Annotated in this window: 20 protein-coding genes; 10 read left to right on the forward strand and 10 right to left on the reverse strand. The window is 69.9% G+C overall.

All coding sequences use genetic code 11. The features are described from left to right. The first annotated feature begins 7 nt into the window (after positions 1-7). From ACH47X_RS04265 to ACH47X_RS04285, 5 genes are all read left to right on the forward strand, one after another. The gene (locus ACH47X_RS04265) at positions 8-2,710 is read left to right on the forward strand and encodes an Ig-like domain-containing protein (RefSeq protein WP_397401724.1); all 2,703 of its coding nucleotides are present in this window, start codon (positions 8-10) and stop codon (positions 2,708-2,710) included. A gap of 195 nt (positions 2,711-2,905) precedes the next feature. After that, complete coding sequence (locus ACH47X_RS04270; protein WP_397401726.1) at positions 2,906-4,414, forward strand: FAD-dependent monooxygenase; 1,509 nt, start codon at positions 2,906-2,908, stop codon at positions 4,412-4,414. Continuing rightward, the gene (locus ACH47X_RS04275; protein WP_397401728.1) at positions 4,411-5,058 is read left to right on the forward strand and encodes a TetR/AcrR family transcriptional regulator; all 648 of its coding nucleotides are present in this window, start codon (positions 4,411-4,413) and stop codon (positions 5,056-5,058) included. Before ACH47X_RS04270 ends, ACH47X_RS04275 begins: the two co-directional genes overlap by 4 nt. Positions 5,059-5,203: 145 nt before the next feature. Then, the gene (locus tag ACH47X_RS04280; protein ID WP_397401730.1) at positions 5,204-5,803 is read left to right on the forward strand and encodes a dihydrofolate reductase family protein; all 600 of its coding nucleotides are present in this window, start codon (positions 5,204-5,206) and stop codon (positions 5,801-5,803) included. A 163-nt stretch (positions 5,804-5,966) separates the two neighbouring features. Next, positions 5,967-6,152 (forward strand): hypothetical protein, encoded by a 186-nt coding sequence (locus tag ACH47X_RS04285; protein ID WP_397401732.1) that lies wholly within the window; start codon positions 5,967-5,969, stop codon positions 6,150-6,152. A gap of 39 nt (positions 6,153-6,191) precedes the next feature. On the opposite strand, the gene ACH47X_RS04290 is transcribed toward ACH47X_RS04285, so the two are convergent. The 3 genes from ACH47X_RS04290 to ACH47X_RS04300 form a co-directional block, all read right to left on the reverse strand. Then, entirely contained in the window at positions 6,192-6,854 is a 663-nt protein-coding gene (locus ACH47X_RS04290) for a hypothetical protein (protein ID WP_397401734.1), read from the reverse strand. 121 nt (positions 6,855-6,975) lie between these two features. Further along, on the reverse strand, positions 6,976-7,662 hold the full coding sequence (locus ACH47X_RS04295) for a PAS and ANTAR domain-containing protein (RefSeq protein ID WP_397401736.1): 687 nt from the start codon (positions 7,660-7,662) through the stop codon (positions 6,976-6,978). Between the two features lie 204 nt (positions 7,663-7,866). Then, the gene (locus tag ACH47X_RS04300) at positions 7,867-9,234 is read right to left on the reverse strand and encodes a TrkH family potassium uptake protein (RefSeq protein ID WP_397401738.1); all 1,368 of its coding nucleotides are present in this window, start codon (positions 9,232-9,234) and stop codon (positions 7,867-7,869) included. A gap of 201 nt (positions 9,235-9,435) precedes the next feature. Between ACH47X_RS04300 and ACH47X_RS04305 the strand changes: the two genes are divergently transcribed. Both ACH47X_RS04305 and ACH47X_RS04310 read left to right on the forward strand, forming a co-directional pair. After that, a complete protein-coding gene (locus tag ACH47X_RS04305; protein ID WP_397401740.1) occupies positions 9,436-9,924 on the forward strand; it encodes a GbsR/MarR family transcriptional regulator in 489 nt (162 codons plus the stop codon). Continuing rightward, positions 9,921-11,072, forward strand: a complete 1,152-nt coding sequence (locus ACH47X_RS04310) for an FAD-dependent monooxygenase (RefSeq protein WP_397401742.1) — start codon at positions 9,921-9,923, stop codon at positions 11,070-11,072. The genes ACH47X_RS04305 and ACH47X_RS04310 overlap by 4 nt, the downstream gene beginning before the upstream one ends. Here the strand turns inward: ACH47X_RS04310 and ACH47X_RS04315 are convergent. Then, the gene (locus tag ACH47X_RS04315) at positions 11,062-12,243 is read right to left on the reverse strand and encodes an FAD-dependent oxidoreductase (protein WP_397401744.1); all 1,182 of its coding nucleotides are present in this window, start codon (positions 12,241-12,243) and stop codon (positions 11,062-11,064) included. The genes ACH47X_RS04310 and ACH47X_RS04315 overlap by 11 nt on opposite strands. Continuing rightward, the gene (locus ACH47X_RS04320; protein WP_397401746.1) at positions 12,240-12,875 is read right to left on the reverse strand and encodes a TetR/AcrR family transcriptional regulator; all 636 of its coding nucleotides are present in this window, start codon (positions 12,873-12,875) and stop codon (positions 12,240-12,242) included. Before ACH47X_RS04320 ends, ACH47X_RS04315 begins: the two co-directional genes overlap by 4 nt. Before the next feature lie 141 nt (positions 12,876-13,016). On the opposite strand from ACH47X_RS04320, the gene ACH47X_RS04325 reads away from it, so the two are divergent. Beyond that, a complete protein-coding gene (locus tag ACH47X_RS04325) occupies positions 13,017-14,309 on the forward strand; it encodes a glycosyltransferase (protein WP_397401748.1) in 1,293 nt (430 codons plus the stop codon). A 70-nt stretch (positions 14,310-14,379) separates the two neighbouring features. Here ACH47X_RS04325 and ACH47X_RS04330 read toward each other — a convergent pair whose 3' ends face one another. Further along, complete coding sequence (locus ACH47X_RS04330) at positions 14,380-15,594, reverse strand: glycosyltransferase (RefSeq protein WP_397401750.1); 1,215 nt, start codon at positions 15,592-15,594, stop codon at positions 14,380-14,382. Continuing rightward, entirely contained in the window at positions 15,591-16,037 is a 447-nt protein-coding gene (locus ACH47X_RS04335) for a MarR family transcriptional regulator (protein ID WP_397401753.1), read from the reverse strand. Before ACH47X_RS04335 ends, ACH47X_RS04330 begins: the two co-directional genes overlap by 4 nt. Before the next feature lie 744 nt (positions 16,038-16,781). Between ACH47X_RS04335 and ACH47X_RS04340 the strand changes: the two genes are divergently transcribed. After that, complete coding sequence (locus ACH47X_RS04340) at positions 16,782-17,057, forward strand: AAA family ATPase (RefSeq protein ID WP_397401755.1); 276 nt, start codon at positions 16,782-16,784, stop codon at positions 17,055-17,057. Positions 17,058-17,433: 376 nt separating this feature from the next. Here ACH47X_RS04340 and ACH47X_RS04345 read toward each other — a convergent pair whose 3' ends face one another. Beyond that, a complete protein-coding gene (locus tag ACH47X_RS04345; RefSeq protein ID WP_397401757.1) occupies positions 17,434-17,715 on the reverse strand; it encodes a recombinase family protein in 282 nt (93 codons plus the stop codon). Between the two features lie 108 nt (positions 17,716-17,823). Beyond that, entirely contained in the window at positions 17,824-22,506 is a 4,683-nt protein-coding gene (locus tag ACH47X_RS04350; RefSeq protein ID WP_397401759.1) for a VWD domain-containing protein, read from the reverse strand. Between the two features lie 201 nt (positions 22,507-22,707). Between ACH47X_RS04350 and ACH47X_RS04355 the strand changes: the two genes are divergently transcribed. Continuing rightward, positions 22,708-23,868, forward strand: coding sequence for a hypothetical protein (locus ACH47X_RS04355; RefSeq protein ID WP_397401761.1), 1,161 nt, complete (start codon positions 22,708-22,710; stop codon positions 23,866-23,868). Between the two features lie 242 nt (positions 23,869-24,110). Here ACH47X_RS04355 and ACH47X_RS04360 read toward each other — a convergent pair whose 3' ends face one another. Next, entirely contained in the window at positions 24,111-25,112 is a 1,002-nt protein-coding gene (locus ACH47X_RS04360; RefSeq protein WP_397401763.1) for a hypothetical protein, read from the reverse strand. Between the last annotated feature and the right edge of the window lie 773 nt (positions 25,113-25,885).

Here is a 25,885-nt window from a genome sequence, read left to right on the forward strand (position 1 = left end):
CGACACCGTGGGCAACGTCAGCACCACGACGTCGTACACCTGGACGGTCAGCACGGCGGTGCCGACCGTCCAGCTCGGTTTCCCGAGGATGAGCACCTCGTACAACGACGCCGGCTTCACCGCCGGGTGCGGTACCGCCACGACGGGCGATGTGTGCGGCTTCGCGGAGGACGACGTGCTGGTCGCCGCGGTCAGCGTCAGCCTGCGCAGGCTCAGTACCGGCCTGTACTGGAACGGCACCGGTTTCTCCGCTTCCACGGAGACCTGGCTCCTGGCCACCGGCACCAGCGACTGGGGCTACGGCATCGCGGCGGCGGCGCTGCCCGAGGGCGACTACACGGTCAGCGCCCGAGCGAGCGACGGCACCAGCCTCGGCTACGACTCACGCACCTTCACCATCGACCGCACCGCACCACCTGCCCCGGCTCTGACCGGAGTGCCACCCGACCCCGGCGGCTCCTCCGCGACCGTCGGGTTCACCAGCACCGACCCGGCCGCGGTGTTCCAGTGCCGCCTGGACAACGGCACCTGGGAACCGTGCTCGAGCCCCGTGCGGTACACGGGCCTGACCAGCGGCAGCCATACCGCGTCGGTCCGCGCCGTCGACGCGGCGGGCAACGTGGGGACAGCGACGTCGACCACGTGGACCGTCGACGCCACCGCGCCCGCCGTCACGATGGCCTTCCCGACGGCCACCAGCCTCAACGAGGCCGGCTGGAGCGCCGGTTGCGGCACACCCGCGACCGGCGACATCTGCGGCACCGCCTCCGACGTCGGCAGCGGCCTCACCTCGGTCTCGGTCAGCATCCGGCGGGCCGCCACGAGCGCCTACTGGGACGGTACGGCCTTCGCGGCTCCCACGGAGGCCTGGCACACCGCGACGGGGACCACCGCCTGGTCCTATCCGTTCACCGGCACCAGCTTTCCCGCCGACGGCGGCTACACCGTGCGCTGGCGCGCCGTGGACGCCGCCGGCAACGTCAGCACCGGCGGCGTCGACCTGACCTTCGACAGCACGCCGCCCCAGGCCCCGAAGATCGTCCAGAGCCCGCCCGACCCCAGCGGCCCCGCCGTCAAGGTCGACTTCACCGTCGCCGAACAGTCGGCCGGTACGCAATGCCGGCTGGACGGTGGGAGCTGGACGACCTGCACCGCCCCCGTCAGCTACGGCGAGCTGACGTCGGGCACCCACACGTTCGCCGTCCGGGCGACCGATCCGGCGGGCAACACCAGTGCCGTCAGCTCCTACACGTGGACCGTCGACACGAGCCTGCCCGACGTCCACATCGCGTTCCCGAGCGCGGGCCGCGCCTACGACGACGCGAGTCTCGAGGCCGGCTGCGGTTCGCCGGTGGGTGACCTGTGCGGCACCGCGTCCTACGCACAGGGCGGCCTGACCGGCGCGGTGAGCATCCTGCGTCACAGCACCGCGCGTTACTGGGACGGCACCGGGTTCACCAGCACCACGGAGGTGTTCCTGCCCATGACCGGCACCGGCTCGTGGTCCTACCCGATGGCGGCATCGGGGTTCCCGGCCGAGGGGCAGTACACCGTGCGTGCACGCGTCACCACGCCGGCCGGCCTGACCGCCACCGACGCGGTCTCCTTCGCGGTCGACCGCACGGCGCCCGCGGCACCGACGATCGTCTCGGGCCCCAGCGGGATCACCCGGGGCGCCGACACGTTCACCTTCACGGGCGAGAGCGGGGCCAGCTTCGAGTGCCGCCTGGACGCCGGGACCTGGCGGGCCTGCACGAGTCCCAGCCCGGTGACCGGCCTCGCCGACGGCGCGCACACGTTCGACGTCCGTGCCGTGGACCCGGCCGGCAACACCGGCGCGGCGACGAGCCGGAGCTGGACGACCGACGCGACCGCCCCCGCCGCGGTCGTCACGTTCCCCGCGACCGGCGGCGCCTACAACAGCACGACGTTCGACGCCGGATGCGTGGCCGGCACCGGCGACCTCTGCGGCACCGCCACCGACGCGGGCAGCGGCGTCGCCAAGGTCGAGCTCAGCCTCGAGCGGGCCGAGACCGGGCTCTACCTGGCGGGAACCACGTTCAGCTCGGCGAGCGAGAACTGGATCACCGCGAACGGCACCACCGCGTGGTCGTACCCGCTGGCCGCCGCCACCTTCCCCGCCGACGGCACCTACGTGCTGTCGGTGCGCGTCACGGACGTCTCCGGAAACACCCGCACCACCACGACCACGTACCGCATCGACCGCACCAGACCCACCGCGGTCGGCTTCACGACCACCAACGCGGGCACGGCGAGCCGTCTCGAGGCCGGGGACACCTTCACGCTGACCTTCTCGGAGCCGATGGTGCCGAGCACGATCATCGCCGGGTGGAACGGGGCGACCTCGCAGAACGTCGTGGTCCGGGCCACCGGGAGCGGGAACTCCAGGGACAGGCTCGCCGTCTACAACGCCGCGAACACGACGCAGCTCCCGCTCGGCACCATCAGCCTGAACAGGAACGACTACGTCACGGCGGCGAGGACCTTCGGCGTCACCGGCACCGCGTCCACGATCGCCATGTCGGGCAACAGCGTCACGATCACCCTCGGCACCGCCAGCGGCAACGTGGGCACGGCGGCCGCGGCCGCGAACGCCACCTGGACGCCAAGCACCGGCGTGACCGACCCTGCCGGGAACGACATGTCGACCACCACGTACACCGAGACCGACAACGACCGCGACTTCTGATCAGCCTCGACGGTGTTCGCCCTCGGGGACCGTCGCCGAGCGGCCCTGATCCAGTCGCCCGGGCTGCGCCCCTCCGCATCGACGAGACTCGCTCCACCCCCATGACGAACAGGGAAGGCATCCGCCCTGGACGGCAGGGTTCGGCCCGCGCTATTTTGTGAACGCAGCCGTTCATAAAATAGTGGGGAGTGCACGATGCCGGACACCGAGGTCCTCGTCGTCGGCGCCGGGCCGACCGGTCTGGCGCTGGCCTGCGGGCTGCGCCTGCACGGGGTCGACGTCCGGGTGGTCGACCGGGCGGACGGGCCCGCGACCACCTCGCGCGCCAACTTCCTGCACGCGCGCGGTTCGGAGGTGCTGGACCGGCTGGGCGCGCTGGGCGACCTACCCGCCGAGGCCGGCCGCGCCATGCAGGTCACCACCTACCTCGGCGACCGGCCGATGATGCGGCTCCGCTTCGGCGACCCGGGCCTGCGCACCGCGGGGCCGCCGATGGTCGTCTCCCAGGCCCGCGTCGAGGAGTCGCTCCGGCGCCGCCTCACGGATCTCGGCGTCTCACCCGGGTGGGGACGCGGCCTGCAGACGGCCACCCAGGACGACGACGGCGTGACGGCCGGGTTCACCGACGGCAGCACGCTGCGTGCCGCATGGGTGGTGGGCTGCGACGGCACGGGAAGCGCCGTCCGCAAGGCCGCGGGGATCACCGCTCCCGGCGTGCGGCTGAGCGAGCGGTTCCTGCTGGCCGATGTGCACCTCGAGATCGACCTGGACCGGTCGGGCACGTCCGGATGGGCCGGTCCGGCGGGCCTGGTGGGGCTCATGCCCATGCCGCACCCCGACGGCGACCTCTGGCGGGTGCTGGCGTACGACCCGGATGGCCGGGCGCACCACGCTCTGACGCAGGACGAGATCCTGACCCGCATCACCGACCTGGTGCCTGCCCGCACCGGCCGGCCCGCGACGGTCCGGTCCGCGGAGTGGCTGTCCGAGTTCACCGTCCACCGGCGGCTCGCGGACAGCTACCGCGCCGGCCGGATGTTCCTCGCCGGCGACGCCGCCCACGCCCACGCCCCGTTCGGCGGCCAGGGCATGCTCACCGGCCTCGGCGACGCGGAGAACCTCGCGTGGAAGCTGGCGCTCGTGATCCGAGGAGCCGCCGCCCCGCACCTGCTGGACACCTACGAGGCCGAGCGCCGGCCGCTCGCCTCCGACGTGCTGCGCGGCACGTCCGCCCTGACGAGGATCGACGTCACACGCTCCGCCGCCGGCCGGTTCCTGCGGGACCAGCTGCTGGTGCGCGCCTTCCGCGCCCCGTGGATCCAGCGATGGGCCACGTGGACCACCTCTCAGCTCTGGGTCTCCTACCGTAGGGGCCCGCTGGGCGCAGCACCTTGGGTTCGCCGGCCACGGCCCGGCGACCGGGTGGGCGACCTCACCCTGCGCGCACCGGACGGTGCCACGACCCGGCTGCACGCCGAGCTCGGCGGATCGTGGGTGGTGGTCGCGCCGGCCGGGCCGATCCCCGTGGCACCGCCGACCGCCCTGGGCGCCCACGTCAAGGTGCTGCACCGCACCGAGCCAACGGACGCAGCCGGGGACACCTGGCTCGTGCGCCCCGACGGCCACCTCGCCTGGCGTGGTACCGGGGCCGACGACCTGGACCGGTGGCTGCGCTCCGCCCTCACGTCCGGTCACCGCCCGTGACGGACCCGGGCCCGGCCACGCGGCCCCGGGGACGACCACGCAGCAACGAGGCGGACGTCGCCATCCTGCGCGCCGCGCGCGAGCTGCTGGCTTCCGACGGCGTGGCGGGTGCCGGCATGGAACAGGTCGCACGGCGCGCCGGCGTCAGCAAGGTCACCGTCTACCGGCGGTGGAGCACCAAGGAGAAGCTGCTGGCCGCGGCGTTCGAGTCGGCCGGCACGGGCCTGCCGGCACGGACGCTGGGAGACCAGCCCGACCCGCCGTCGTCGTACGACGACCTGACCTATGACCGGATGACCCACCTGATCGACAACGCCCTGCCCACCGCCGCCGGCCTGCTGGCCGACCCGCAGTACCGGGCGCTCCTGGCGGCCGTGTTCGGGGCACGGTTCACGCACCCCGACCTCATGGACGTCTTCTGGGACAACCACATCGTGCCTCGCCGCCGCACCGCCCTTGTCGTCCTCGAGCGCGCCGTGGCCGAGGGGCATCTGCCGCGCGAGACCGACGTCGAGGTACTCCTGGACATGACCGTCGGGGCACTGATCTACCGGCTGCTGCAGCCCGGCGACCTCGACCGCGACGTCCTGCTCGACTACCTGCGTCGGGTCTACCGGCAGGCCGGGCTGCTGCCGCCGGCCTGAGCGCACGGGCGGCAGCGTGGCCGGTGTGCCGTTCGGATCACCGTCGCACGCATCGCGCCGCAGGGCCGATGTCGAGAAGCGTGGCGTGGCTCCGTCCTAGGGTCGGAAGCGCCGAGAGGCGGCGCGACAGCTCCAGGAGGACGACATGACACGCTCGACCGGCCGCACCGTGACCGCCAACCTCAGCCTCACCCTCGACGGCCGTTACCACGGCGCGGGCGGGCCGGCGGACTTCGCCACCTTCATGCCCTACGTCACCAGCGACACCGCCCGTGATCACATGAGCCGCATGTGGGCCGACGCGACGACGGCAGTGCTCGCCCGCGGCAACGCCGAAGGATTCATGGGGTTCTGGCCGTCCGTCGCAGAGGACCCGGACGCCGACCCCCGTGACCGGGAGTATGCCCGGTGGCTGGTCCGGACGCAGAAGGTCGTCCTGTCCACCACCCTGACCGACGCACCGTGGGAGCGCACCCGGATCGTGAACGCACCCGCCGCCGACGTCGTGCGCGAGCTCAAGAACGAGGGCGAGGGCGACATCCTGGTCAACACCAGCCCGAGCATCGTCAAGCCGCTGCTCGCCGCCGACCTGGTCGACCGGCTCTACCTCATGGTCCTGCCGGAGATCGCCGGTGGTGGACAGCGTCTGTTCGAGGACGGGCTCCCGGCCTCCACCTGGGCACTGACCCACCAGGAGACCGGCACGTCGGGAGAGCTCGCCCTGGTCTACGACCGCGTTCGCTGATCCAGCCTCCCCAGGCGGCGGGGGGGGTGCCGGCCGCGCGGCGTGAGACGTCGCCGAGACAAGCCCGCGCCTGCGACACCCACCGTGCAGGCGCGGGCAGAACCGCGGTTAAGGCCGTAGTGTCGTCGGCGTCGACACCGCGAACCGGAGTGGCAGCTGACAGATGACACAGAACGAGCTCATCGCCGCCCTGGCGGCGAGCGGCATCCTCACGGACACTGCGGAAGACCTGACGGTGGCAGAGCTGCTCGTCGAGCGCTATCCGCTGGCCGTACCCGTCATAGCCAGCTGGATCCGGCGCGCCTATGTCGCCGGAGCGATCGACGCCGGCCCGGCCGACCCGACCTAGGGAGATGCCCGGACCGCCGGGAGCGTCACGAAGCGGCGGTCAGTCATCGTCGCTGACGAGTCCTCGCCGCTGGAGGACGTCCTGAGCGACGGAGAGCAGGCGCGCCGACCGGGCGAACGCACGCGCCCGGATCAGCGCGGATGCGTCATCGGGCCGGATGCGCAGCTGCATGGCCACCATCCCGGTAGCCTGATGGAACGGCGCGTTGGCGGACCAGTCAAGAAGCTCGAAGTTGCTCAGCAGGTCGGCCCCGACGACGTCGGCCGCGAACTGCAGGTCGTCCAGGTCCCAGCCCGACGGCGTGTCGGTCACGTACAGGCTGAGGACCCCGATCACGTGCGGGCCTACCCGCATCGGCACCGCGTAGAGCGTCACACCGTCGCCGATGGCTCCGGCAAGGTGGGAGAAGACGGGATACTCGTCCACCATGGCCTCGACGCGCATGACCACCAGCCGGTCCACGGCCAGTGCCCGTGGCACCGGGCCCTCCCCCAGGACCTCCTGGAGGGGTTCGAGTCTTTCGAACGCGCCGCGTGTGCTCACCGCGATCCGGTCTCCCGGGCCGGCCGATACCGTCAGCGCCCCGCCCTGCGCCTGAAACGTGTCGACGCACGTCTCACACAGACGCACCGGCAACGGTCGGTCGGAGTCGGTGTCGGCGAAGGAACGCGCAAGCAGGCTGAGGACTTCCGGCGGGTCCATCTGGTCCGTTCACCTCCCCCTGCCACCGTCGCATCACGACTCTTCAGTCGCACTACCGGCCGTGTCACCGTGCTCCAGCCTGCGTCCATCACCGCCGGATGCGAGCCCGGCCCACGGACCGTCAGTGGTCGCCTGGTGCAGTCGGGTCGGCCAGGAACGTATTGATGGCCTCCCGTGTGGGGACCTCTGTGACGTTCGGTCCCGAGAACATGTGGACCAGGGTGGCGGCGATGTCACGGACGGCGATGTTCGCCCGGTTGGAGGTCTGGCGCAGCAGCGCGAACGCCTCGTCCTCGTCGACGCCCTGGATGACCATCACGACGCCCTTGGCCTGCTCGATGACGGATCGGTTCTCCGCCGATGCCCGGATCGACGCCGACGCCTCGCGCGCTGCCGCGTCGCGTTGCACATCGGTGACGTCGATGAAGTAGCCGAACAGCTCGACCAGCTGACCGGTGGCCTGGTCGCGTCGCCCTTGGCCGGTCACGGCGAGCGTGCGCGTCTTGCCGGTGGCATCGATGATCCGGTGCACCGAGCTGAACGGGAGGCCGGTCTCCGCCGCCCGGCGCAGGATCCCGTCGACCCTGCTTCGGTCGTCCGGGTGCTTGTGCGACAGCATCAACGGCGTGGTCGGCACGATGCCGCCCGGCTCGAACCCATGCATGGCGAACACCTCGTCCGACCAGACCCAGTCCCCCGTCGCCAGGTCGAGGCGGTATCGCCCAACCGGCGGTCTCGCACCGCCGGCAAGCACCTCCTCGAGATCAGCGTGCAGCGGCATCGGGGTGGGCTCAGGTGTGGGATTCACTTGGGTCCTCTTTCAGGGCAGAGTTGTGCGGCCTGCGCCCTACTAGGAAGTGCAGCCTGTGGGCGTCACCATAGCGCGCGACCTGCGCCGCGACGCGTCCGACCGGCTGGGCGAGTACGTCGACACCGCGCGTGAGCGCCGGGCCGACCCGGCGCGCAGGACCGACGAGCAGAGCGTCGAGGCCCGGTCGTCGATCAGCGACGGTCAGCCGATGAGCGGTGCACTCTCCGGGCGCCGGTACAGGCGCCGGCGGGCGCGGAGTACCAGCGCGGTGCCGAGGGTGATCGGCCCGAGCCGCCCGATGAACATCAGTACGCACAGCACCACCTGGTGATACCACGCGAGCTGTGCCGTGATCCCCGTCGACAGGCCCGTCGTCGTGAACGCCGAGGTCACCTCGAACAGGATCTCGTCCACCTGGAACGGCGAGAGTGCCGTCATCCACAGCGAGGGCAGGACAACGATCGCCACCGCGAGCAGGGCCACGGAGAGCGCCTGTCGCTGGGTGGCCGCCGAGATGCGCCGGTCGAAGGCGTCCGCGTCCGGGTCGCCGCGCAGCTCCGACCAGATCACCACCGCGAGCACGGCGAACGTCGTCACCTTGATGCCGCCGCCGGTGCCACCGGTGCCCGCGCCGATGAACATCAAGATGATCGTGCCGAGCCAGGTCTCGGTGTGCATCGCGCCGGTGTCCACGGAGTTGAACCCGGCCGTGCGGGCGTTGGCGGCCTGGGTGAAGGAGGCAAGGACCCGGTCCGCGGTGCTCAGCGTGCCCGTGGTCGCCGCGTTGTCCCACTCGGTGACCAGGAAGAACGCCGTGCCACCGACCAGCAGCAGGCCCGTCATGAGCAGGGTGATCTTGGTGTGCACGCTCCACCGCCCCGGACGACGGCGATTGCGCAGGACTTCCAGGAGCACCGGCAGGCCCAGGCCGCCCACGATCGTGGCGACGGCGATGGGCACGCAGATCCAGGGGTCGGCCACGAAGTCGATCAGCGACGTCGAGAACAAGGCGAAGCCCGCGTTGTTGTAGGCGGACACGGCGTGGAAGACGCCGTCCCACAGCGCCCGGCCCGGTGACTCGCCGTAGGCGACGACGAAACGCACCGTGAGCACCAGGGCGACGGCCGCCTCGACGATCAGCGCTATCACCACCACGCGGACCAGGGTGCGGCGCACGTCGCCAAGGCTCACGGTGCGGGTGGACGCCGCGGCCACCAGCCGGGAGCTCAGGTCCAGACGCCGGGTGACCAGGACGCCCAGCAGCGACGCGACGGTCATCACGCCCAGGCCGCCGATCTGGATGAGCACCAGGATCACCGCCTGCCCGAACCCGGACCAGAACACGGGCGTGTCCGTGACGATCAGGCCCGTGACACAGACGGCCGACGTCGCGGTGAACACCGCCTGCATGAACGAGGCCGGCTCACCCGACGCCGAGACGGGGAGCAGCAGGAGCAGCGTGCCGACCACTATGGCGCCGACGAAGCCGACGACCACGAGCTGGCCCGGCCGCCGCTGCAGAGCAACGGCCCGTCCCCGTTCCCGCCCGACCGGACTGCTGAACCGCATCTCGCTCCCGTCACCGTTGTTCGTCCGTCACGGCACACGCGCAGACCGGTCCAGGCCTGTCCCGTGATGCCCAGGGTCACGGTAGCCCGTGAGACCCACCGCCCGGTGACCCATAGTCCGGGCCAACGGTGCGGCGCGGGGTGGCAGCTTGACCCCGCGCCAATTTCAGTTGATAGTGAAACAACTGACATTGGAGGCGGCATGGACCCACAGGACCCCGTGCTCGAATGGGTCGAGCGCGTCTCGATGTACCTGGCCCGCGATGGTGTTCCACCGATCGCCGGGCGGGTGCTGGGCTGGCTCATGGTGTGCGACCCGCCGGAGCAGTCGGCCGGGCAGATCAGCGACTCGATCGGCGCCAGCAGGGCGTCCCTGACGTCGAACCTGCGCCTGCTGACCACCATGGGCTTCCTGAGCTCGCGGACCAGGCCGGGCAACCGAACCACCTACTACCGCATGGCCGACGACGCCTGGTCCATCGTGGTCCGACGCCAGATCGCGGGCATGGCATCGTTCCTCGACCTCAGCCGCGACGGCATCGCCCTGGCCGGCCCGGGCAACGACGACCGGGTCCGCCAGGCACACCGAACGTTCGAGTGGATGGCCGCGGCCTTCGCCGCCGCGCCGCCGCTCACGACCGGTCCGGACGAACCCACGCACGACGACGACCACGAGGAGAAGAGGCGATGACCGGACACGCGATCGTGGTCGGTGGCGGCATCGGCGGGCTCGCCACCGCCCTGGCGCTGCACCGGGTCGGCTGGGACGCCACCGTGCTGGAGCGTGCGTCGGAGCTGGGCGAGGTCGGCGCGGGTATGTCGCAGGCGCCCAACGCACTGCGCGCACTGGCCGAGCTGGGTGTCGAGGCCGAGGCGCGCGCCGTCGGCGTGCCGACGTACTCGGCGAACAACCTGCGCCGGGCCGACGGCCGCTACCTGCAGCGTGCCCGACCCGTCGACCCGACCCCGCTGCTCGCGTTCCACCGCGCAGACCTGCACCGGGTGCTGCTCGACGCCGCGCCCGGCGACTGGCTGCGCACGAACGCGGAGGTCACGGACGTGCGGCAGGACGGCGACGGCATGACCGTGGTCGCCGGCGGCACGGAGTACCGGGCGGACCTGGTGGTCGGCGCGGACGGCATCCACAGCGCCGTCCGGAGCGCGGTCTGGCCGGACGCCGAGCCGCCGCGCCATCTGGGACGCACGGCCTGGCTCGGCGTCGCCGATGTCGCGGGCCTGTCCGGCGACCTGTCCGGCAGCGTCACCATGGGGAACGGGGACCTGTTCCTGATCCACCCCGTGTCACGCGGCCGCGCGTACTGGGCGCTGCTCACATCCGAACCCGCCGCCGGCGTCCGGTACGACGACGAAAAGGCGACCGCGCTGGACCACGTCGCGGACTGGCACCACCCGGTGCCCGACCTGGTCCGCGCGACCCCCGACGAGGCGGTGATCCACACCGACATCCGGGAGCTACCTCCGCTGGACACCTACGTGCGGGGGCGGGCGGTGCTGCTCGGCGACGCCGCCCACGCCATGAGCCCCGACCGCGGCCAGGGCGCCGGACACAGCCTCGAGGACGCCGTGGTGCTCGCCCACGCGCTCGCGACCGAGCCCACGGTCGAGGTGGCGCTGGCGCGGTACGACGCGGAGCGTCGCCCGCGTGACCAGGCCACCGCCCGAGGCGCCCGGGCCGACGGCGCCCGGACCGCCTCCCGGACCGGACAGCGCGTCCTGATGACGATGGTCCAGCTCATGCCCGCCGCGCTGTGGCGCAAGGGCCTCGCACCGGACGGCAATCCCACCTGGCGGTGGGCACCGCCACCGCTCACGAAGTGAGCTGGAGCCTGCGCTGCAGCAGGGCCGAGACCGGGCGGAAGGACGCCAGGCGCAACGGCAGGTCACGCACCCAGAGCCCGAACCGGTCGGCAGGCGCGTACAGGCCTTTGACCTGACGTCCGAGCTTCTGCTTGCGCTCGGCCTCGGGTCGGATCTCGGCCTCCCACTCGCGCAACGCGGTGGCCAGGTCGGCCGGGTGCCGCTCCAGCGCGGCACCCAGGGCGTCGGCCCCGGCCACGGCCAGCGAGGAGCCGTACCCGGCGAACAGGGTGACGCACCAGGCGGCGTCGCCGAGCAGGACCACCCGGCCCCGGCTCCACCGGTCGAGGACCATCTGGCTGACGGTGTCGAAGTAGACCGACTCCGCGCGGGTGAGCTGGTCGAGCACCTGGGGTGCGACCCAGCCCAGGTCGCCGTACGCACGCGGCAGCGCGACCTGCGGGCCGTCGGCGAGCTCGGCCATGGGCCGGTCGGTGCGATAGCCGAAGAACGCCACCGCGCGATCCGCTCCCAGGCTGACCACCGCCAGGGTGCGGCCGGTGTCGGTGAGCGAGGCGGTCACGCCCGGCTCGACGCCGTCCGGCAGCCGGTCGAGCGTGAACACGCCCGCCATGTGGTTCAGGTCCAGGCGCAGGTCGTCCTCTGGTCCGACGACGAGGCGTCGGGTGGTCGAGTGCAGTCCGTCCGCGCCGACGAGGAGATCGGCGCGCTCGACGGTGCCGTCCTGGAGGGTGACGTCCACGCCGTCCGGGTCCTGCCGGACTCCGGCGATGGTGGTGCCGAACCGGATCCGCACCGTGTCGGCCGCCCGGGTGGTCACCGCACGGTAGAGCACGTCCTCGATGTCACCCCGCAGGATGTTGAGTGACCGATCGCCGACCATCGCCCGGACGGTGGGGCCGGGCACGGAGAACCGGGTGCGGCCGTCGGGCCGCACGTAGTCCATCCGGTCGGGCGTGATGTGTCGCTCGGCGAGCTCGGGCAGGATTCCCATCCGCTCGGCCGCGTCGTATCCCGGGCCGGCGAACGTCACGGCGTAGCCGCCGGACCGGCGCGACGGTGTCCGCTCGATCACGAGGGCTTCCCAGCCCGCCCGGTGCAGCCGCAGCGCGGTGGCGAGCCCGGCGATGCCGGCTCCGACGACGACGGCGCGAGGACGGCGTGCGGTCATGTGAGGTCTCCTCGGTCGGTGGTGGTCAGCCCTGTCGTGACGACGTCGACGAGCAGGTTCACGGTCTTGCGATAGGTGGCAGCGTCGCCGCCCGCGACGTGCTCGGCGTTGAAGGGCATGAGCAGCACCGACTGCAGCGCTCCGACGACGACGGCCGGGTCGTCGCCCACCAGGTCGCCCGACCGCTGCCGGTCACGGACGAACTCCATCAGCGCCGTGGCCGGGTTGTTCTCCCCCATCGCCGCCATCCGTTCCGGGTCCAGCCGAGCGGCAACAGCCACCATCTCCTGGGGATGCGTGACCAGGCGCCGCCACAGCGGATTGGTCTCGAACACCTCGAGCGTGGCGTGCAGGAACCGGCGCAGCCCTTCGCGCACGTCCTCGGTGGACAGCAGCGCCCGATCGATCACCTGGGCCTTGACCTGCCCTGCCTCGTCCAGCATGAGCCGCAGGTAGAGCGCCTCCTTGGAGTCGAAGAACTGATAGAAGGTCCCCTTCGCGATCCCGGCCGGAGCGACCAGCTCCTCCAGTGCCGTCTTCCGCAGCCCTTGCCTCGTGAACAGATCGTGCCCCGACGCCAGCAGCGTCCGGCTGATCCGGTCGCGCTCCTGCGCGGTGAATCCTCGTGGCACTGTCAGCCTCCCCTCTCTGTGACCCTGAAAACATATCGGATATTTGTTTTGACGCGCCACCATGCCGGGGCCTACTGTCGTTACTGGTGTGCCGGGAAGCCTGGTCGGCGGTCATTTCGTCGATCCCGAAGGAGACTCCCGATGAAGGCACTGATCATGACCCTCGGCACCCGCGGCGACGTGCAGCCGTTCGTCGCACTCGCGCAGGCGCTGGACGCCGCCGGCCACGAGACGGTCCTGTGCGCGCCACACCGCTTCGGCGAGTTCGTCACGAGGAACGGCGTGTCGTTCGCCGGGGTCGATGACGGCCCGATGCGGCAGCTGGACTCGCCCGCGGAGGCCGGTGAGGCGTTCGCAGGTGGCCTCCGCACACGGCTGCGGCAGATCCGCGAGATGCCGTCGATGTTCGACCAGGTGCTGGCCGACTCCTGGCAGGTCGCCGCCCACGGCGCCGGATCAGGGGCGGACGTCGTGATCCACAACGGGCAGATCCTGGCCGGGCAGCACGTCGCCGAGGCCCTCGGGATCCCGGCGGTCCTGGGCCTGCCGCTGCCGATGTACGTCCCGACACGCGAGTACCCGTGGCCGGGACAGTCACTACCCTTCGGGCTCCCTGGCCGGCTGAACCGAGCCACGTTCGGCGGGATGCGGCTGCCCGCGGCGATGTTCGGCCGCGTGATCGACCGATGGCGCCGGGACACCCTGGGGCTGTCATCCCGGCGCGGCCGGCACGATCCGACGCTGCGTCCCGACGGCGGCCCGGCCCTGGTCCTGCACGCCTACAGCCCTGCCGTACTGCCCCAGCCCGAGGACTGGCCGGCGGGGGCCGAGGTCACCGGGTACTGGCCCCTACCGCCGGAGCCCCGGCTCCCGGACGCCGTCGAGGAGTTCCTGGCGGACGGTGCCGCTCCCCTGTTCGCCGGGTTCGGCTCGATGTCAGGCCTGGCCCCGCAGGCGAGCACCCGGGCAGTCGTCGAGGCCGCGCACCTGACCGGTAACCGGCTGGTGATGGCCACCGCCTGGGGCGGGCTCGACGCCGAGACGGCACGCACCGCGGCCACGGAGCACGGCGTGGACCTGCTCGTGGTGGGCGACGTCGACTATCAGCGGCTGTTCCCACGGATGGCCGCCGTCGTGCACCACGGCGGAGCGGGCACCACCGGCACCGCGTTCACGGCTGGACGCCCCCAGGTCGTGTGCCCGTTCGTGGCCGACCAGCCCTTCTGGGGGCGCGTGGCCCACGCGCGCGGCGTCGCACCGATGCCTCTGTCCCAGCGCCGGCTCACCGGACCTGCCCTGGCTGAGCGGGTCACCGAAGCGTGTGCGCCCGCCGTGCTGGCCGCGGCGTCCGAGCTTGCCGACCGCGTCGCTCGGGAGCAAGGGCTGGAGCGGGCGGTCGCCCTCATCGAGCGCGCCGTCGAGGCCGACCAATGACGACAAGGCCCAGCATCACCAGGCGTCGCGAGAAGACTCCGCCGAAGCCGAGCGGGTAGCTCATGCCCGATCAGGCTCTCGCGACCGTCCGCTCGATCCGTGCGACGGCGGCGGTCACGCCGTCCTCCTCCCGCACCCGGGCGGCCATCTCGCGGGCCGCGCCCGCCATGGGCGTCGCATCGTCGAGCGCCGCGGCCAGCCGGTCCGCGGTGAACCGCCCGGTCAGCGGCGCGGCGGCGATCCCGATCTCGTGCACGCGCCGCGCCCAGAACGGCTGGTCCCCCAGGAACGGCCGGATGACCTGCGGCACCCCGGCCCGCAGGGCGGCCGCGACCGTACCCACTCCCCCGTGATGCACAGCGACGGAGGTGCGCTGCAGGAGCCAGTCGTGCGGCGCCTGGTCGAGCACGTACACCGACTCGGGGACGTGAGAAGGCCGGAGCGCTCCCCAGCCCGTCGCGAGCACGGCACGCCGGCCGGACCGGGCCAGCCCGTCGAGCACCGCCAGGGTGAAGGCGTCCGGGTCCTTGGCCAGCATGCTGCCGAAGCCGACGTAGACCGGCGGCTCACCGGCGTCGAGGAACCGGGTCAGGTTGTCGGGTGGCGTCCAGTCGTCCGACGGTGCGCTCCAGAACCCGATCGGCGCCAGCGCGGCAGGCCAGTCGTCCGGTGCGGGCAGCAGGTGCGGGCTCCATGCGTGCAGCACGCCGTCGTGGGCGACCCGGTCGGTGAGGTTCGGCGTCGGTCCGGTGAGGCCGAGGACCTCGGAGCGCCACCCCCTGACCATGCGCCGGTACGGGGCCTCGACGGCACCGGCCAACCGCCAGCTCGCCCGGTTGAGGAACCGCGGCGGCCGGACCGCGCTGAGCGGGGAGGCGAACCGCGCCGTCGGGCTGAACAGCGGGACCGGTAGGGCGGCGATCGACGGCACACCCAGGCGGTCCGCCAGGTGGTGCGCACCCAGGGACTTGGGGGCGTAGACGACGATGTCGGCGCCGCTGTCCTGCAGCGTGGCCACGTCGTCCAGCCAGCGGCGCAGCAGCGGGAGCGCGGAGCGGGCCGCCGTCACGGAGGCGCGCGTCCCCTTTCCCGCGACCTCCTGCTGGAGGGCGAAGATGCCGTCGTCGAGCGGCGCCACCGGGACGCCCCGGCCCGCGGCGTGCTCGGTCAGCCGGCGCGGGGCGGCCAGCAGCGGGTCGTGGCCCGCGCGAGCGAGCCCTGCGGCGAGCGCGGCGAACGGCTCGACGTCTCCCCGGCTGCCTGTCGTGACCAGGAGGACCCTCACCGGGAGGCCTCCCACTCGTCCAGGAGGGCGGGGAACCGGTCCGCCATGAAGGCGTACATGTCGCGCATGTTCTCCAGCCGCTTGCGCCGCTGCGGGTCGTCGCCCACCGCGGCCAGCCCGTGGGCGGCGAGCTCCTGGAACGCGTCGAACTCGGCCATCTTCGCCCGGAACGCCCGGCCGAACACGTCCTCGGCGAGGCGGTACCGATCGCGGCGTTCGCCACGTCGCCGGAACCGCTCGACCATCCCCGCCTGTTCGAGCTGGCGCAGGGCCACACTCATGCTGCTCTTGGCGACCGAGAGGTGTTCGCACAGGTCAGGGGCATCCGCGCTGTCGTCGTCCGACGCGAGCAGGTGCCCGACGACGCGGCCGGCGGTGCGGCTCAGCCCCAGCCGCTCGTAGAACAGCCCGGCCTCCTCGGTGAAGTCCTCGATGGCGCTCATGCGGGCAGCCTATCGTATTGTTCGGTACGTTCCGAACAGGCGGAACCGCGCCTTCGTGTGAACGGTCGAACGTCACCTCGATGACCTCGATCTCGCCGCGCCGGCGCTGCGCCCTCGGCACGATCGCGGCGAGCGATGCCCGACTCGTTTAGTCGCGGACGACCGCCATTGTGTCGGGGCCGTCTGTGGCGGAGCCCGCCCTCAGCTCATGCTCGCTACGACACGACAAAAAAGCGGGCTCACCATCCAGGTGAGCCCGCTCCAGTAGACGGCTGTACCGTCCTATTTGTGTGTCCGGAGGGGGACCTGGCAGGTATCGTCACACCCCTACCTGCTCGCGAGGGCGGCGTGAGCTGCAAAGTCGCGAGCTTGCCAATGGCCTGCCCAGGACTGTTGGCGAGCCACGACTCACGCACGGACAACGTAGTCGTCCTCGGTCTATACCAGAGACGTCAGGTGGCGAGGCATCGGGATCTGGTCGAACGGTGCCCCGGCGGCGGTGGCGATACCGTCCCACAGCGTGTCCGCGGTGGCCCAGGTAGGCCGCTCGGCGGCCAGGCGGAGCCAGGCGGGGCCGGTGGGTGGTCTTGACCGCCATGGTGCGGTCGTACAGCCCGTGAACCGGGATCCCGTCCAGGGTGACATCGAGCTTGTTCGCGGCCTGGGCGAGGTAGCCGGCGAGCATGGTGCGGTGCTCGTCATAAGTCATCTGTCTCTCCGTGCTGGTGTCGTGAGCCTGCGGTGGTGCTGATCGAGAACGTGCACGTGCGTCCCCGGGGCGTTCAGGACCGTGCCGTGTGGCCCCGGACGGTCCCCGCCATCGGGCAGTTGCTTGCGCACGGTGTGGAGTTCACCAGCGACATCATGATCCTGGTGGGAGCGAACGGGTCAGGCAAGTCCACCCTGCTCGAAGCCATCGCCGCCCGTCTCGCTCTGATCAGACGTCAAGAAATCGGGCACCGTGGGCGCTGGCTCGACGCAGTCCCTGCAGTCTGCCGTCAGGACAGGCGCGTCGAGTGAGTAGGAACCTCTGACAGTCAGACACACCGACAGGACCAAGTGAATGAGAAACTGACAGGACCATCGCATCAACGCAGGTCAGGAAGAGTCCGCTCCGCGTACGCGGAGGTAGCCCGGCCGTCGGGTCGGTCTCCGACCTGTCCCAAGCGTCCACTCCGCGTACGCGGAGGTAGCCCGGCGGCCCTGTCTGCGAACCCGACCGGACTGGTGTCCGCTCCGCGTACGCGGAGGTAGCCCCGACGGCGAGGCGTTCACCGGACCGAGCCACTCGTTCGCTCCGCGGATGCGGAGGTAGCCCGACCTGCAGCACGTTGCCGGCGTCGTCGACGCTGTCCGCTCCGCGTACGCGGAGGTCGTCCCCCGATGCAGACCGCGATCATGATCGCGGCGCAGTCCGCTCCCGCGGCTGCCGATACAGCCGATCCACATGCCACACGACCACAGTCGTCACCCCGGCACGGATCTGGTCCACCAACAAGTCATACCCCGGGCGCCGGCCACCGTCATAAGCCGAGACGTCGTTGTCGACCAGCACGACGGGGTCCTCAAGACCCAGCCGCACCGCCAGGTCCAGGCAGTCCTCCTGCTGCCGCAGGACCCCTGCCTGAAGACCTGAGCGGTCCTGCGATATCCGCACATAAACCGCCGCCGTCACCATCTGCGCCCCTCCTCCTAGGTGCGGCTCAGGCTATGCGGACGACACGAACATGCAACCGCCGATACCTTGAAAGGCACACCACTTGGGAGGCCACCGGGGTGACCTCGCCTACACCATCACCCACGCCCCGGGTCCAGCGATGGATCCCGCGATGGTGCTGATCCTGAAGGAATAAGTGCCCTTGTTGCCGGGGCCGAACTCGATGACGTAGTCACCTGCGGGCAGCGTGAACTGCTTGTTGACGGTTCCCGTCCCAACGGTCTGCCCAGTCGCGACGTTGATGATCTTGTACGCGTAGGGCGCGGTGATCTTGAGGTACTCATACTGGACGGTCGCGTTCTGGCTGAGTGTGAACGCGTAGCGGTCCACCGACGCGACGGTTTCAAGGTTGCCTGCGCCAGCCGCCGGTACGCCGCTGGAGACAACGGTCCCGAGCGTGTATTGGAACTCTTGCGCGACAGGCACCTGGAAGAACTGGAAGGAATAGGTGCCGCTCTGGCCACCTCCGAACTCCAAGGCGTACTGGCCTGCGGGAAGGGTGAACTGCTTGTTGCTGTTCCCGGTCCCGACGACCTGCCCGCTGGTCTGGTTGATGACCGAGAAGCTGAACGGGAAAGACGGGCTGAAGTACTCGTACTGCAGCTTGGTCTCTTGCGCCAACGTGAAGGTGTACCGGTCGACCGACGAGGTTGTCTCCAGGTTGCCGGCTCCCGCTGCGGGCACGCCGTTGGAGACGGTGGAGCCCAGCGTGTAGGCGAACACCTGCGGTGCGGGAACTTCGTAGATCCGCAGGGTGTAGGTCCCGCTCGTGCCCGGTCCCACCTCGGTGACGTACTCCCCTGCCGGGAGGCTGACTCGCCGGGAGGTGGTGTCGGACAGTACGACCGCGTTCGTCAGGGCGTCAATGACCTTGTACGCGGTCAGTGCCGTGATCTGGACCTGGTACTCGCCAGAAGCGGGGACGCTGAAGGTGTACCGGTCGACCGAGGCCACGGTCTCAAGGTTGCCCGCCCCTGCTGCGGGGACACCGTTGGAGATCGTTGAGCCGAGGGCGTATGCGAACGTCTGCGGGTCCGGCGCCTCGAAGAGCTTGAACGAGTAGTTGCCCTGGATGCCAGTGACTTCGAACGCGTACTGGTCAGGCGGGACTGTGAACTGCTGGTCCCGGAACCCGGATGCCACGACTTGTCCGCTGCTGAGCGAGACCAGGCGGAAGTTCGGGAAGTTGACGCTCAGCATGTCGTACTGCAACGCCGTCACGGCCGTGGTGGTAAACGTGAACCGGTCGACCGACGCGATCGTCTCCAGGGTGCCGGCACCTGCCCCCGGGACCCCGTTGGCCACCGTGGCGCCCAGCGTGTACGCGAAGCTCTGCGGCGTGGGGACGCTGAACAGCTTGAAGGAATAGATGCCCTTGTCGTTTCCGCGGCCGACCTCGAGGGCGTAAGACCCGGCTGGCAGGTTGAACTGTTTGTCGGTGTGCCCGGTACCGACAACGTCACCGCTGGAGGTATCGACGATGCGGTAGTTGAAGAACTTCTGGAGGACTTGCTGATACTGGAGTGTCGAGGCGGCAGAAAGATTGAACGTGTACCGGTCAACAGACGCAGTCGTCTCCAGCCTGCCCGCCCCAGCTCCGGGCACACCGTCGGAGACGGTCGACCCCAGTGTGTAACCGAAAGTCTGCGGTGCGGGGGTTTCGAAGAGTCGGAACGAGTAGGTGCCCTTGTCGCCACTGTGGCCGACCTCGAGCACATAGCTGCCTGCGGGAAGGTTGAAGTCGGCGTCGGTGTACCCGTTGCCGACGGCATCGCCCGTGGCAGTGTCGATGATGCGGTAGTTGAAGTAAGAGCCCAGACGCTCATAGCGCATAGCCGTACCGGTCGGCAGAGAGAACGTGTACCGGTCCACCGATGACGCCGTCTCCAAGTTGCCCGCGCCGGTCCCCGGCTCGCCGTCGGCCACAACTTCGCCCAGGGAGTAGGCGAACGTCTGGGCGTCAGGAACGGTGAACAGGTCGAAGCCATAGTCACCCGGGTACGCCGCCGGACCCCAAGGCGTCACACGCAGCTCGTACTGCCCACCGGCCAGGGCCCCAGTCGTGATGGAGCTCAGGCAGTGGTCCTGGCCGAATACTTCCTCGTCCGTGGCCGTGTCGACCAGGCTGAACTTGGCCGACGCGGTGCACGTCGTCGGCGAGAACGTCAACCGATCGCCGGCGGTGACATTGACGACGTAGGTGTCCGCCTCGCTGGTCGCTTCGAAGCGCCCGCCCGCAGCACCTGGGCTGACCGTCAATGGCAGTGTGCCCGTAGTACTGGCCGGTGCTGGTACGGCGAGATCGAGCTCGACGTTGTCGATGCCGAGTGCGGTGTCCAGCAGTCCGCGGAAGTTGGAGGGACGCAGGTCGATCGAGAGACCCGGCTGGGCATGCGGAATCGTGGTGGTCGCCCGGAAGCTCGTGTAAGCCGTCCCGTCGGCTGTTTGGCCCTGCCCCAAGGCGTTGAAGGACCAGTCCGGACCGCCCGACGCGACAGGTGCGGCGCCGTCCAGGTTGAACTCGGAGATCTCCTGACCGTCGACCGCGACCTCGAGGCGCTGCTGGGTGCTCGTCCCGGAGACCGGCCCGAACAGGTACAGGTCGAATCCGAGGTCAATCTGGTCGTGCCGGGGCGCGTTCGTGACGTGCATCCGGTATCCGGGGGTGTCGAACAGTGGCCCAGCCAAGGTCGTCGACCCGACGGTCTCGTAGGTCCTGGACTCGAAGCTCGAGCTGACCTGCCCTTCGAAGTCCTCGGTGAGTGAGCCGCTGCCGAAGGCGCTCTGTGACGGGTCATGCGGCACACCCTCCACGAGCGCCGAGTCCGCGGCGAACGAGTCGTCCTCGGTCAGAGCCACGTCCAGGATGCAGGCGTCGAACTGGGGACCCGGCGTGACGCCGGCGTCGGCGCAGACCGTCGTCGCAGCTGTCACCACGCTGTCGGACAGGTCTGACACATCAGCGATGCTCTCTGGAAAGTCCGGGTCGGTGAACGTGTCGGTCGACTCGCCGGGCCCGTAGGTGAACATCGTCTCCTCGGCGGTGATCCGCCAGGAATCCGCGTACGCGCCATGGATCAGCTCCGGCGAAGGTTCGGCGCCTGCCGGTGTACCGTCGCGGTAGTCGAAGTCATCGGTGGGGTCGCCGTTGTTGTTGCCGGCCAGCCCCGCGGTCTCGAGGCCTTCTGGCACGAAGGCGCGGACGTTGCGGCCTTGCCGCTGCAGGACGGCGCCTTCGTTCTCTCCGGCCCACAGCAGCGTGTATGCGGTGCCATCGCGCACGATGGCCGACCCGTCACCGAGCAGCAGCGACCCACCGTCCGCATCCAGGACGATTTCCTGGCCGTCGACCTGGACGTAGTCCGTGCCGATCTCGACGTGCTGGTCGTTCACCTCGGTGGCGATCGGCCCGAGGATCGACAGGTTGTCGTTGAAGGCTTCGAAGCGGGCTTGGACCGTGACGTCGAGCTCGGGTATCTGCAGATAGGTGAACTCGCCGACGGACATCAGGTCGTAGGCACGGCCGTCGAGGGTGACCATGTGGGGGTCGCCGTAGACCAGCCAGCCCACGCCCATCGCGGCCAGCGCTGCTGCAATGCCGGCGGCCAGGCCAACGGACATACCCCCGGCCTCAGCTGTGGCCGCAACGCCCAGGAAGGCAAGACACCCGCCTGCGGTACCGGTGCAGAATGCGATGATCCCCAGCACCACGACCGCTAGTGCCGCGGCGGCGGCAACAGTGACCCAGACCTCTTCGTCGTCGGGAATGGGAACGACCGGGAGCTTTGGCCAAGCGGGCAGGTCGTTCAACTCGGGGTGGCCGTCGAGGAAGTACTCCCAGAAGTCGTCCTTCCCGTCGTTGTCAGCATCGCGTCCAGGCGCTGGCGCCCAACATCCGTCGGCGCAGAACTGGGGCACCTCCTCAGGAACTGCCTCCGGCACCTCGACCTCACCGCCACCGGGCTGCTCTTCTTGCTCACCGCAGTCCCGGACGTCCTTGCCGTTCTTGGCGAAGAGCAGGATCCCTGGCGCTGATTGGTACACCGTGAACTTCTCGATCACTTCCTTCTTCACGCCACGCTCGGCGCAGTCCCGCACCAGGACGCGGAAGGTGTCGGAGTACCCGGCCAGGTCCCGCGCCTGGACGGTCCTGTTGTTGGCACCCTTGGGGAAGTCCCGCTGATAACGAGCAAGCTGTGCCGCGGCGTCGCGCGCGTTCGGCTTCTTCTTGACTTCCACCAGCTCGATCGGTGCGATGGGGTCGTCCTTGTCGTACAGCAGGATGTCGATCCGGCCGCTCTTCTTGCCCGTGGTCCCGGGGTAGGTGACTTCCCACTGGATGTCGGGGGTGATGCCACCGGCGACAGCTGCCTTTCCATACACGCCAGCGCTGTTGAGTTTCTGGATTGCTCGGCCCTGTGCGATCGCCTCGGCCTGGACGCCATAGCCCTTGTGGCACTCGTGCCGTGTGTAGATGGCGTTTGCCAGGGCCGCCTTCGCCGCGTTGAAGCAGGCGTCCAGGAGGCCGGACCGGCTGCCGCGGACCTCTTCGGCGATACACCGGCGACCCGATGCGGTCGCGGTGTCGGTGTCATTCGGAGGGCAGGCGGCCACGGCCGTGGCCTGCTCAGCTGCGCGATCGAGGATCTGGGCCACGGCTGTGCGTTCCGCGGCATTCAGCCGATGGCCACCTGGGTCCTCCTGGGCGGGACTGATCTGTGCTGAGACAACACTGACCGCGACTGCGGTCACGACCGTGACCAAGCCACGCCACGTTCCACCAATCCACATCGCCACAAACCCCCACAGGTCGGCAATTAACCGGCAAGGAGCCTTACATGCACATCGCCCGAATGACAGCGCTTGCCGTGGAGTTCACCCTCACGAGCGCTGGACTTCACCCGGCCGGTTGGGTGGATGACCGGCCGGCGCAATGTGGTGTTCCATAGGCGCATGACTGTGCAGGTGGATCGCGACTCGATCGCGAAGGCGTGGCGCAAGGCGCGTGGCGAGGAGTTCTTCTTCGAGTTCCGACCCTCGCCGCAAGCTGGGGCCGGCGACGCCGATGTCCTGCGCAGCGTGGAAGGCGCGGTCGGGGAAGTCAACGAGGCAGCAGTCGAGAGGTATGGGTTGGACGACGCCCCCTTCGTCGAAGGGGCCTCCGACAGCGACCACGGCGTGGTAGCTCTGATGAACCCGGGCGGCGACGGCGACGAGGTCACGACCTGGTTCACGCTCCTGGCAGAGCGGCTCTCAGCGCTCGGCTGGGCCGGTGCGATCCGTGCCGCCCGCGTGACAGGACCACCCGCCTGGAGTGCCGATCGGGTCGAGATCGGCTACGCCATCGGTGCGTTCGCGCGCTTCACCCCATGGGCCGTGCCTCAGCCGGACCCGAACATCCCAGGTGTCGACCTGAGTGAAGACGACCTCTCCGCCCTGGCACGTCTGGTGGACCAGTGGAACGCTCAGCGAACCGACCGCGTCTATCTGGCCCGTGGTGACGTTGACGGGCCAGCGCCAGTCACCGGGCTCGGCGCCGCATGGGTCCGGGCGGCGCTGCGCAACCAACAAGCGTTCGCCACCTGGGTCGACCGCACCGCCCGCACGACGGCTTCAGCCGCGCTGATGGCAGGCGCAGAAGCGACGTTCGCGATCGCCTCCACAAGCGAGCCCTGGCAGTCCCGGCTGGAGAAGGCGACCGAAGTATTGCAACAGCTGGGGCCGCGGCTCGAGGTCGGCGTCATCCGGCTCACCCAGCCCTACGCGAGCACATGGTCGACCTTGAACTCGACCCCGCCGGCGCCTCCGGGAAGGATCGCGTCCGTCAACGACATCCGCCTGGCGCGCGAGTACACCCTGGACGCGTACGGCACTCAGGTATTGACCGGGCGCCACCTCCAGCGCGCCCACGATCTGTCGAACTGGACGATCACGGATCTGGGCAACGACCGACACCTGGTCCAGCACCCCAACCCGGGTGCTTGGTACGCGCACGACACGCCAGACCCCACGGTCCTAGAAGCAGCACGCCACGACTTCGGCGACCTCATCATCACCGAAGAGATCTACCGCGCGTTCATGGCCGAGGAGATCGCCCGCCGACAACGGCGCTAACCGCACGAGTGCTGGACGAACTCATGCGAAGACCACCCGGGCATCGAACCGGCCCCTACTCGTATGCCCATGTCGGCAGCCCCCGGAACCAACGCTTCGTTCCAGGTCATCGCCAGCCACGCCGTCGCAAATGCGGACGCGGTCACTGCTGGGCGGGCCCAAAAGCGAAAACCCCAGGCCTGACGAATATCGGCCTGGGGTTTCCCGACGTTGCGAGACTGCGGGATGTGCGACGCTGGCGGCTAGTTCTCCGCGCCCTGTGTCACGACGAACCGAGTTCCCTCGAGCACCTCGCCGGTCGGGGTGTCCGCCCATTCGGTGAGCCGGTCTCGGGCCTGGTCGAGTACCTGGAGGACATCGGCGACTTCTGGGCGTTCCGGGAGGGCACAGCACAGCACCTCCTCGGTGTGGGACGCGGCGGCGTATCCGTCCTGGTCGAACTGGTCGTCGACCCACCGATGCAGCGAGATCTCCCATCTACGCCGCCACCTGGGATCGAGCACCGGCACGTGCACCGAGATCTCGTATCGCTCTTCGCCGTCCGGCACATCGACCGCGAACGTGGGATCGACACTGACGACCGGCCCGAACAGATCCAGCTCCACATCAGGCTCGGTCGACCGTGCATGCGCCTCGAGCAGCACCCGCAGGTCGTGCGTGGCCTCCACCACCTCTCGGGCCGCGGCGGATACTTCATGCCGGTCCAGCATCTCCCGATCACGGTCGGCCAAACCACCCTCGACCAGCGCTACAAGGTGCTCGCCGAAGTCCCACACGCGACGGTCATCGTCCTGCGGAAGCTCATCGCCCTCGGTGTACTCGGCCAGCGCGAGACACAGCCACCTGGCCTCCGTCTCCAACTCGACCTGCACCGAGGTACGCACCGGCACCGGCACAGCCAACAGGGCATCGTCGAGATCGGTCAGGGCCTCGTGCAGCAACCAGGTCGCCATCGCATACCAGGTGCTGTGCGTCGTGGTGAGCAGGTCGGCGCGAGCAGCCACATCAGTCAATGCGGCCAAATGCGCACTCGGGTACATCTCGTTGGTCTCACCACGTTCGTCGTAGACGCTCACCGGCACCGTCGCCGCCGCCGAGACCCGGTTGAGCGCGTCAACAACCGGTCCCGCCAGCTCGGCCGACTCAATGCTGGTCACGGTCGCTGACACCACGCCGTCCGGACCGCGATACGTGGCCAGGACCTGGACCTTGCCACGACGGGGATGCTGAGAATAGATGGTCATCGCAAAGACACCCTTCCGGCAGACGCACGCAAGCGCCCGCAAGGCAACCAAGAACAGGGGACTCGCCACCGCCCATCAGCGCAACGACCTTGGCCGAGGTCGTCACTCCACGCTCATCGAGGATCGCGAACGTACGGAAGTGCTCCACCGACAACCACGTCGTAGGCGTCGCGATCGCGCAGACCATCAGCATCACGACCACCAGGCTCCGCGTCGTGCGATCACGGTTGTTCTTCGCGAACTTCGCGAACAAGGAGCTGTCAACGGCCCGGTCGCGCTGGAACTCACTCATCGTGGCCGAGAGCATAGTCCGCACGTCTCGGTCGGAAACCATGTCCGGGTTTGCTCAGTACCGGGCCTCTGGTCTGGTCGCGGCGCTGTTGCACGGAGGTCGGCCTCCGGCCGGGCAGCGAATAGGCTCGCGCAGTGCTCGAGGACCTGGCCACGATCAACTGGGGCAGCTTGGACGGAGCCTATGGCCCTGCAGGCGACACAGGCGAGATCTTGCGAGGTCTTGCCTCGTCCGACGAGGAGCTCCCGGGCGAGGCGCTCGATGACTCTTTCTCCTCGATCTGGCACCAGGGGACGGTCTATCCCGTGACCGCGGCTGCAGTGCCGTTCATCGCGGACCTGGCGGCGGGTCGAGTCTATTCACCACCAGGATGCGCTTTGTTTCGCGCTGGGTGGGTTCGGGGACCCCGGCATGAGCGACGGGACCGCCCTGTGGCCCGCCCCCACCCGGCCTAGTGTTCGCCCTGGAAGCGTATGAGGAC

It is taken from the genome of Promicromonospora kroppenstedtii (assembly GCF_044389675.1).
In the GTDB taxonomy this organism is placed as follows: Bacteria; Actinomycetota; Actinomycetes; order Actinomycetales; family Cellulomonadaceae; genus Promicromonospora; species Promicromonospora kroppenstedtii.

Bases quoted from the DNA above. Each gene is read 5' to 3' on its own strand.
- ACH47X_RS04315 (WP_397401744.1), bottom strand. From the start codon at position 12,243: ATGACCGCACGCCGTCCTCGCGCCGTCGTCGTCGGAGCCGGCATCGCC.
- ACH47X_RS04300 (WP_397401738.1), bottom strand. From the start codon at position 9,234: ATGCGGTTCAGCAGTCCGGTCGGGCGGGAACGGGGACGGGCCGTTGCT.
- ACH47X_RS04345 (WP_397401757.1), bottom strand. From the start codon at position 17,715: ATGGTGACGGCGGCGGTTTATGTGCGGATATCGCAGGACCGCTCAGGT.
- ACH47X_RS04280 (WP_397401730.1), top strand. From the start codon at position 5,204: ATGACACGCTCGACCGGCCGCACCGTGACCGCCAACCTCAGCCTCACC.
- ACH47X_RS04325 (WP_397401748.1), top strand. From the start codon at position 13,017: ATGAAGGCACTGATCATGACCCTCGGCACCCGCGGCGACGTGCAGCCG.
- ACH47X_RS04290 (WP_397401734.1), bottom strand. From the start codon at position 6,854: ATGGACCCGCCGGAAGTCCTCAGCCTGCTTGCGCGTTCCTTCGCCGAC.
- ACH47X_RS04305 (WP_397401740.1), top strand. From the start codon at position 9,436: ATGGACCCACAGGACCCCGTGCTCGAATGGGTCGAGCGCGTCTCGATG.
- ACH47X_RS04310 (WP_397401742.1), top strand. From the start codon at position 9,921: ATGACCGGACACGCGATCGTGGTCGGTGGCGGCATCGGCGGGCTCGCC.
- ACH47X_RS04270 (WP_397401726.1), top strand. From the start codon at position 2,906: ATGCCGGACACCGAGGTCCTCGTCGTCGGCGCCGGGCCGACCGGTCTG.
- ACH47X_RS04355 (WP_397401761.1), top strand. From the start codon at position 22,708: ATGACTGTGCAGGTGGATCGCGACTCGATCGCGAAGGCGTGGCGCAAG.
- ACH47X_RS04360 (WP_397401763.1), bottom strand. From the start codon at position 25,112: ATGACCATCTATTCTCAGCATCCCCGTCGTGGCAAGGTCCAGGTCCTG.
- ACH47X_RS04285 (WP_397401732.1), top strand. From the start codon at position 5,967: ATGACACAGAACGAGCTCATCGCCGCCCTGGCGGCGAGCGGCATCCTC.
- ACH47X_RS04335 (WP_397401753.1), bottom strand. From the start codon at position 16,037: ATGAGCGCCATCGAGGACTTCACCGAGGAGGCCGGGCTGTTCTACGAG.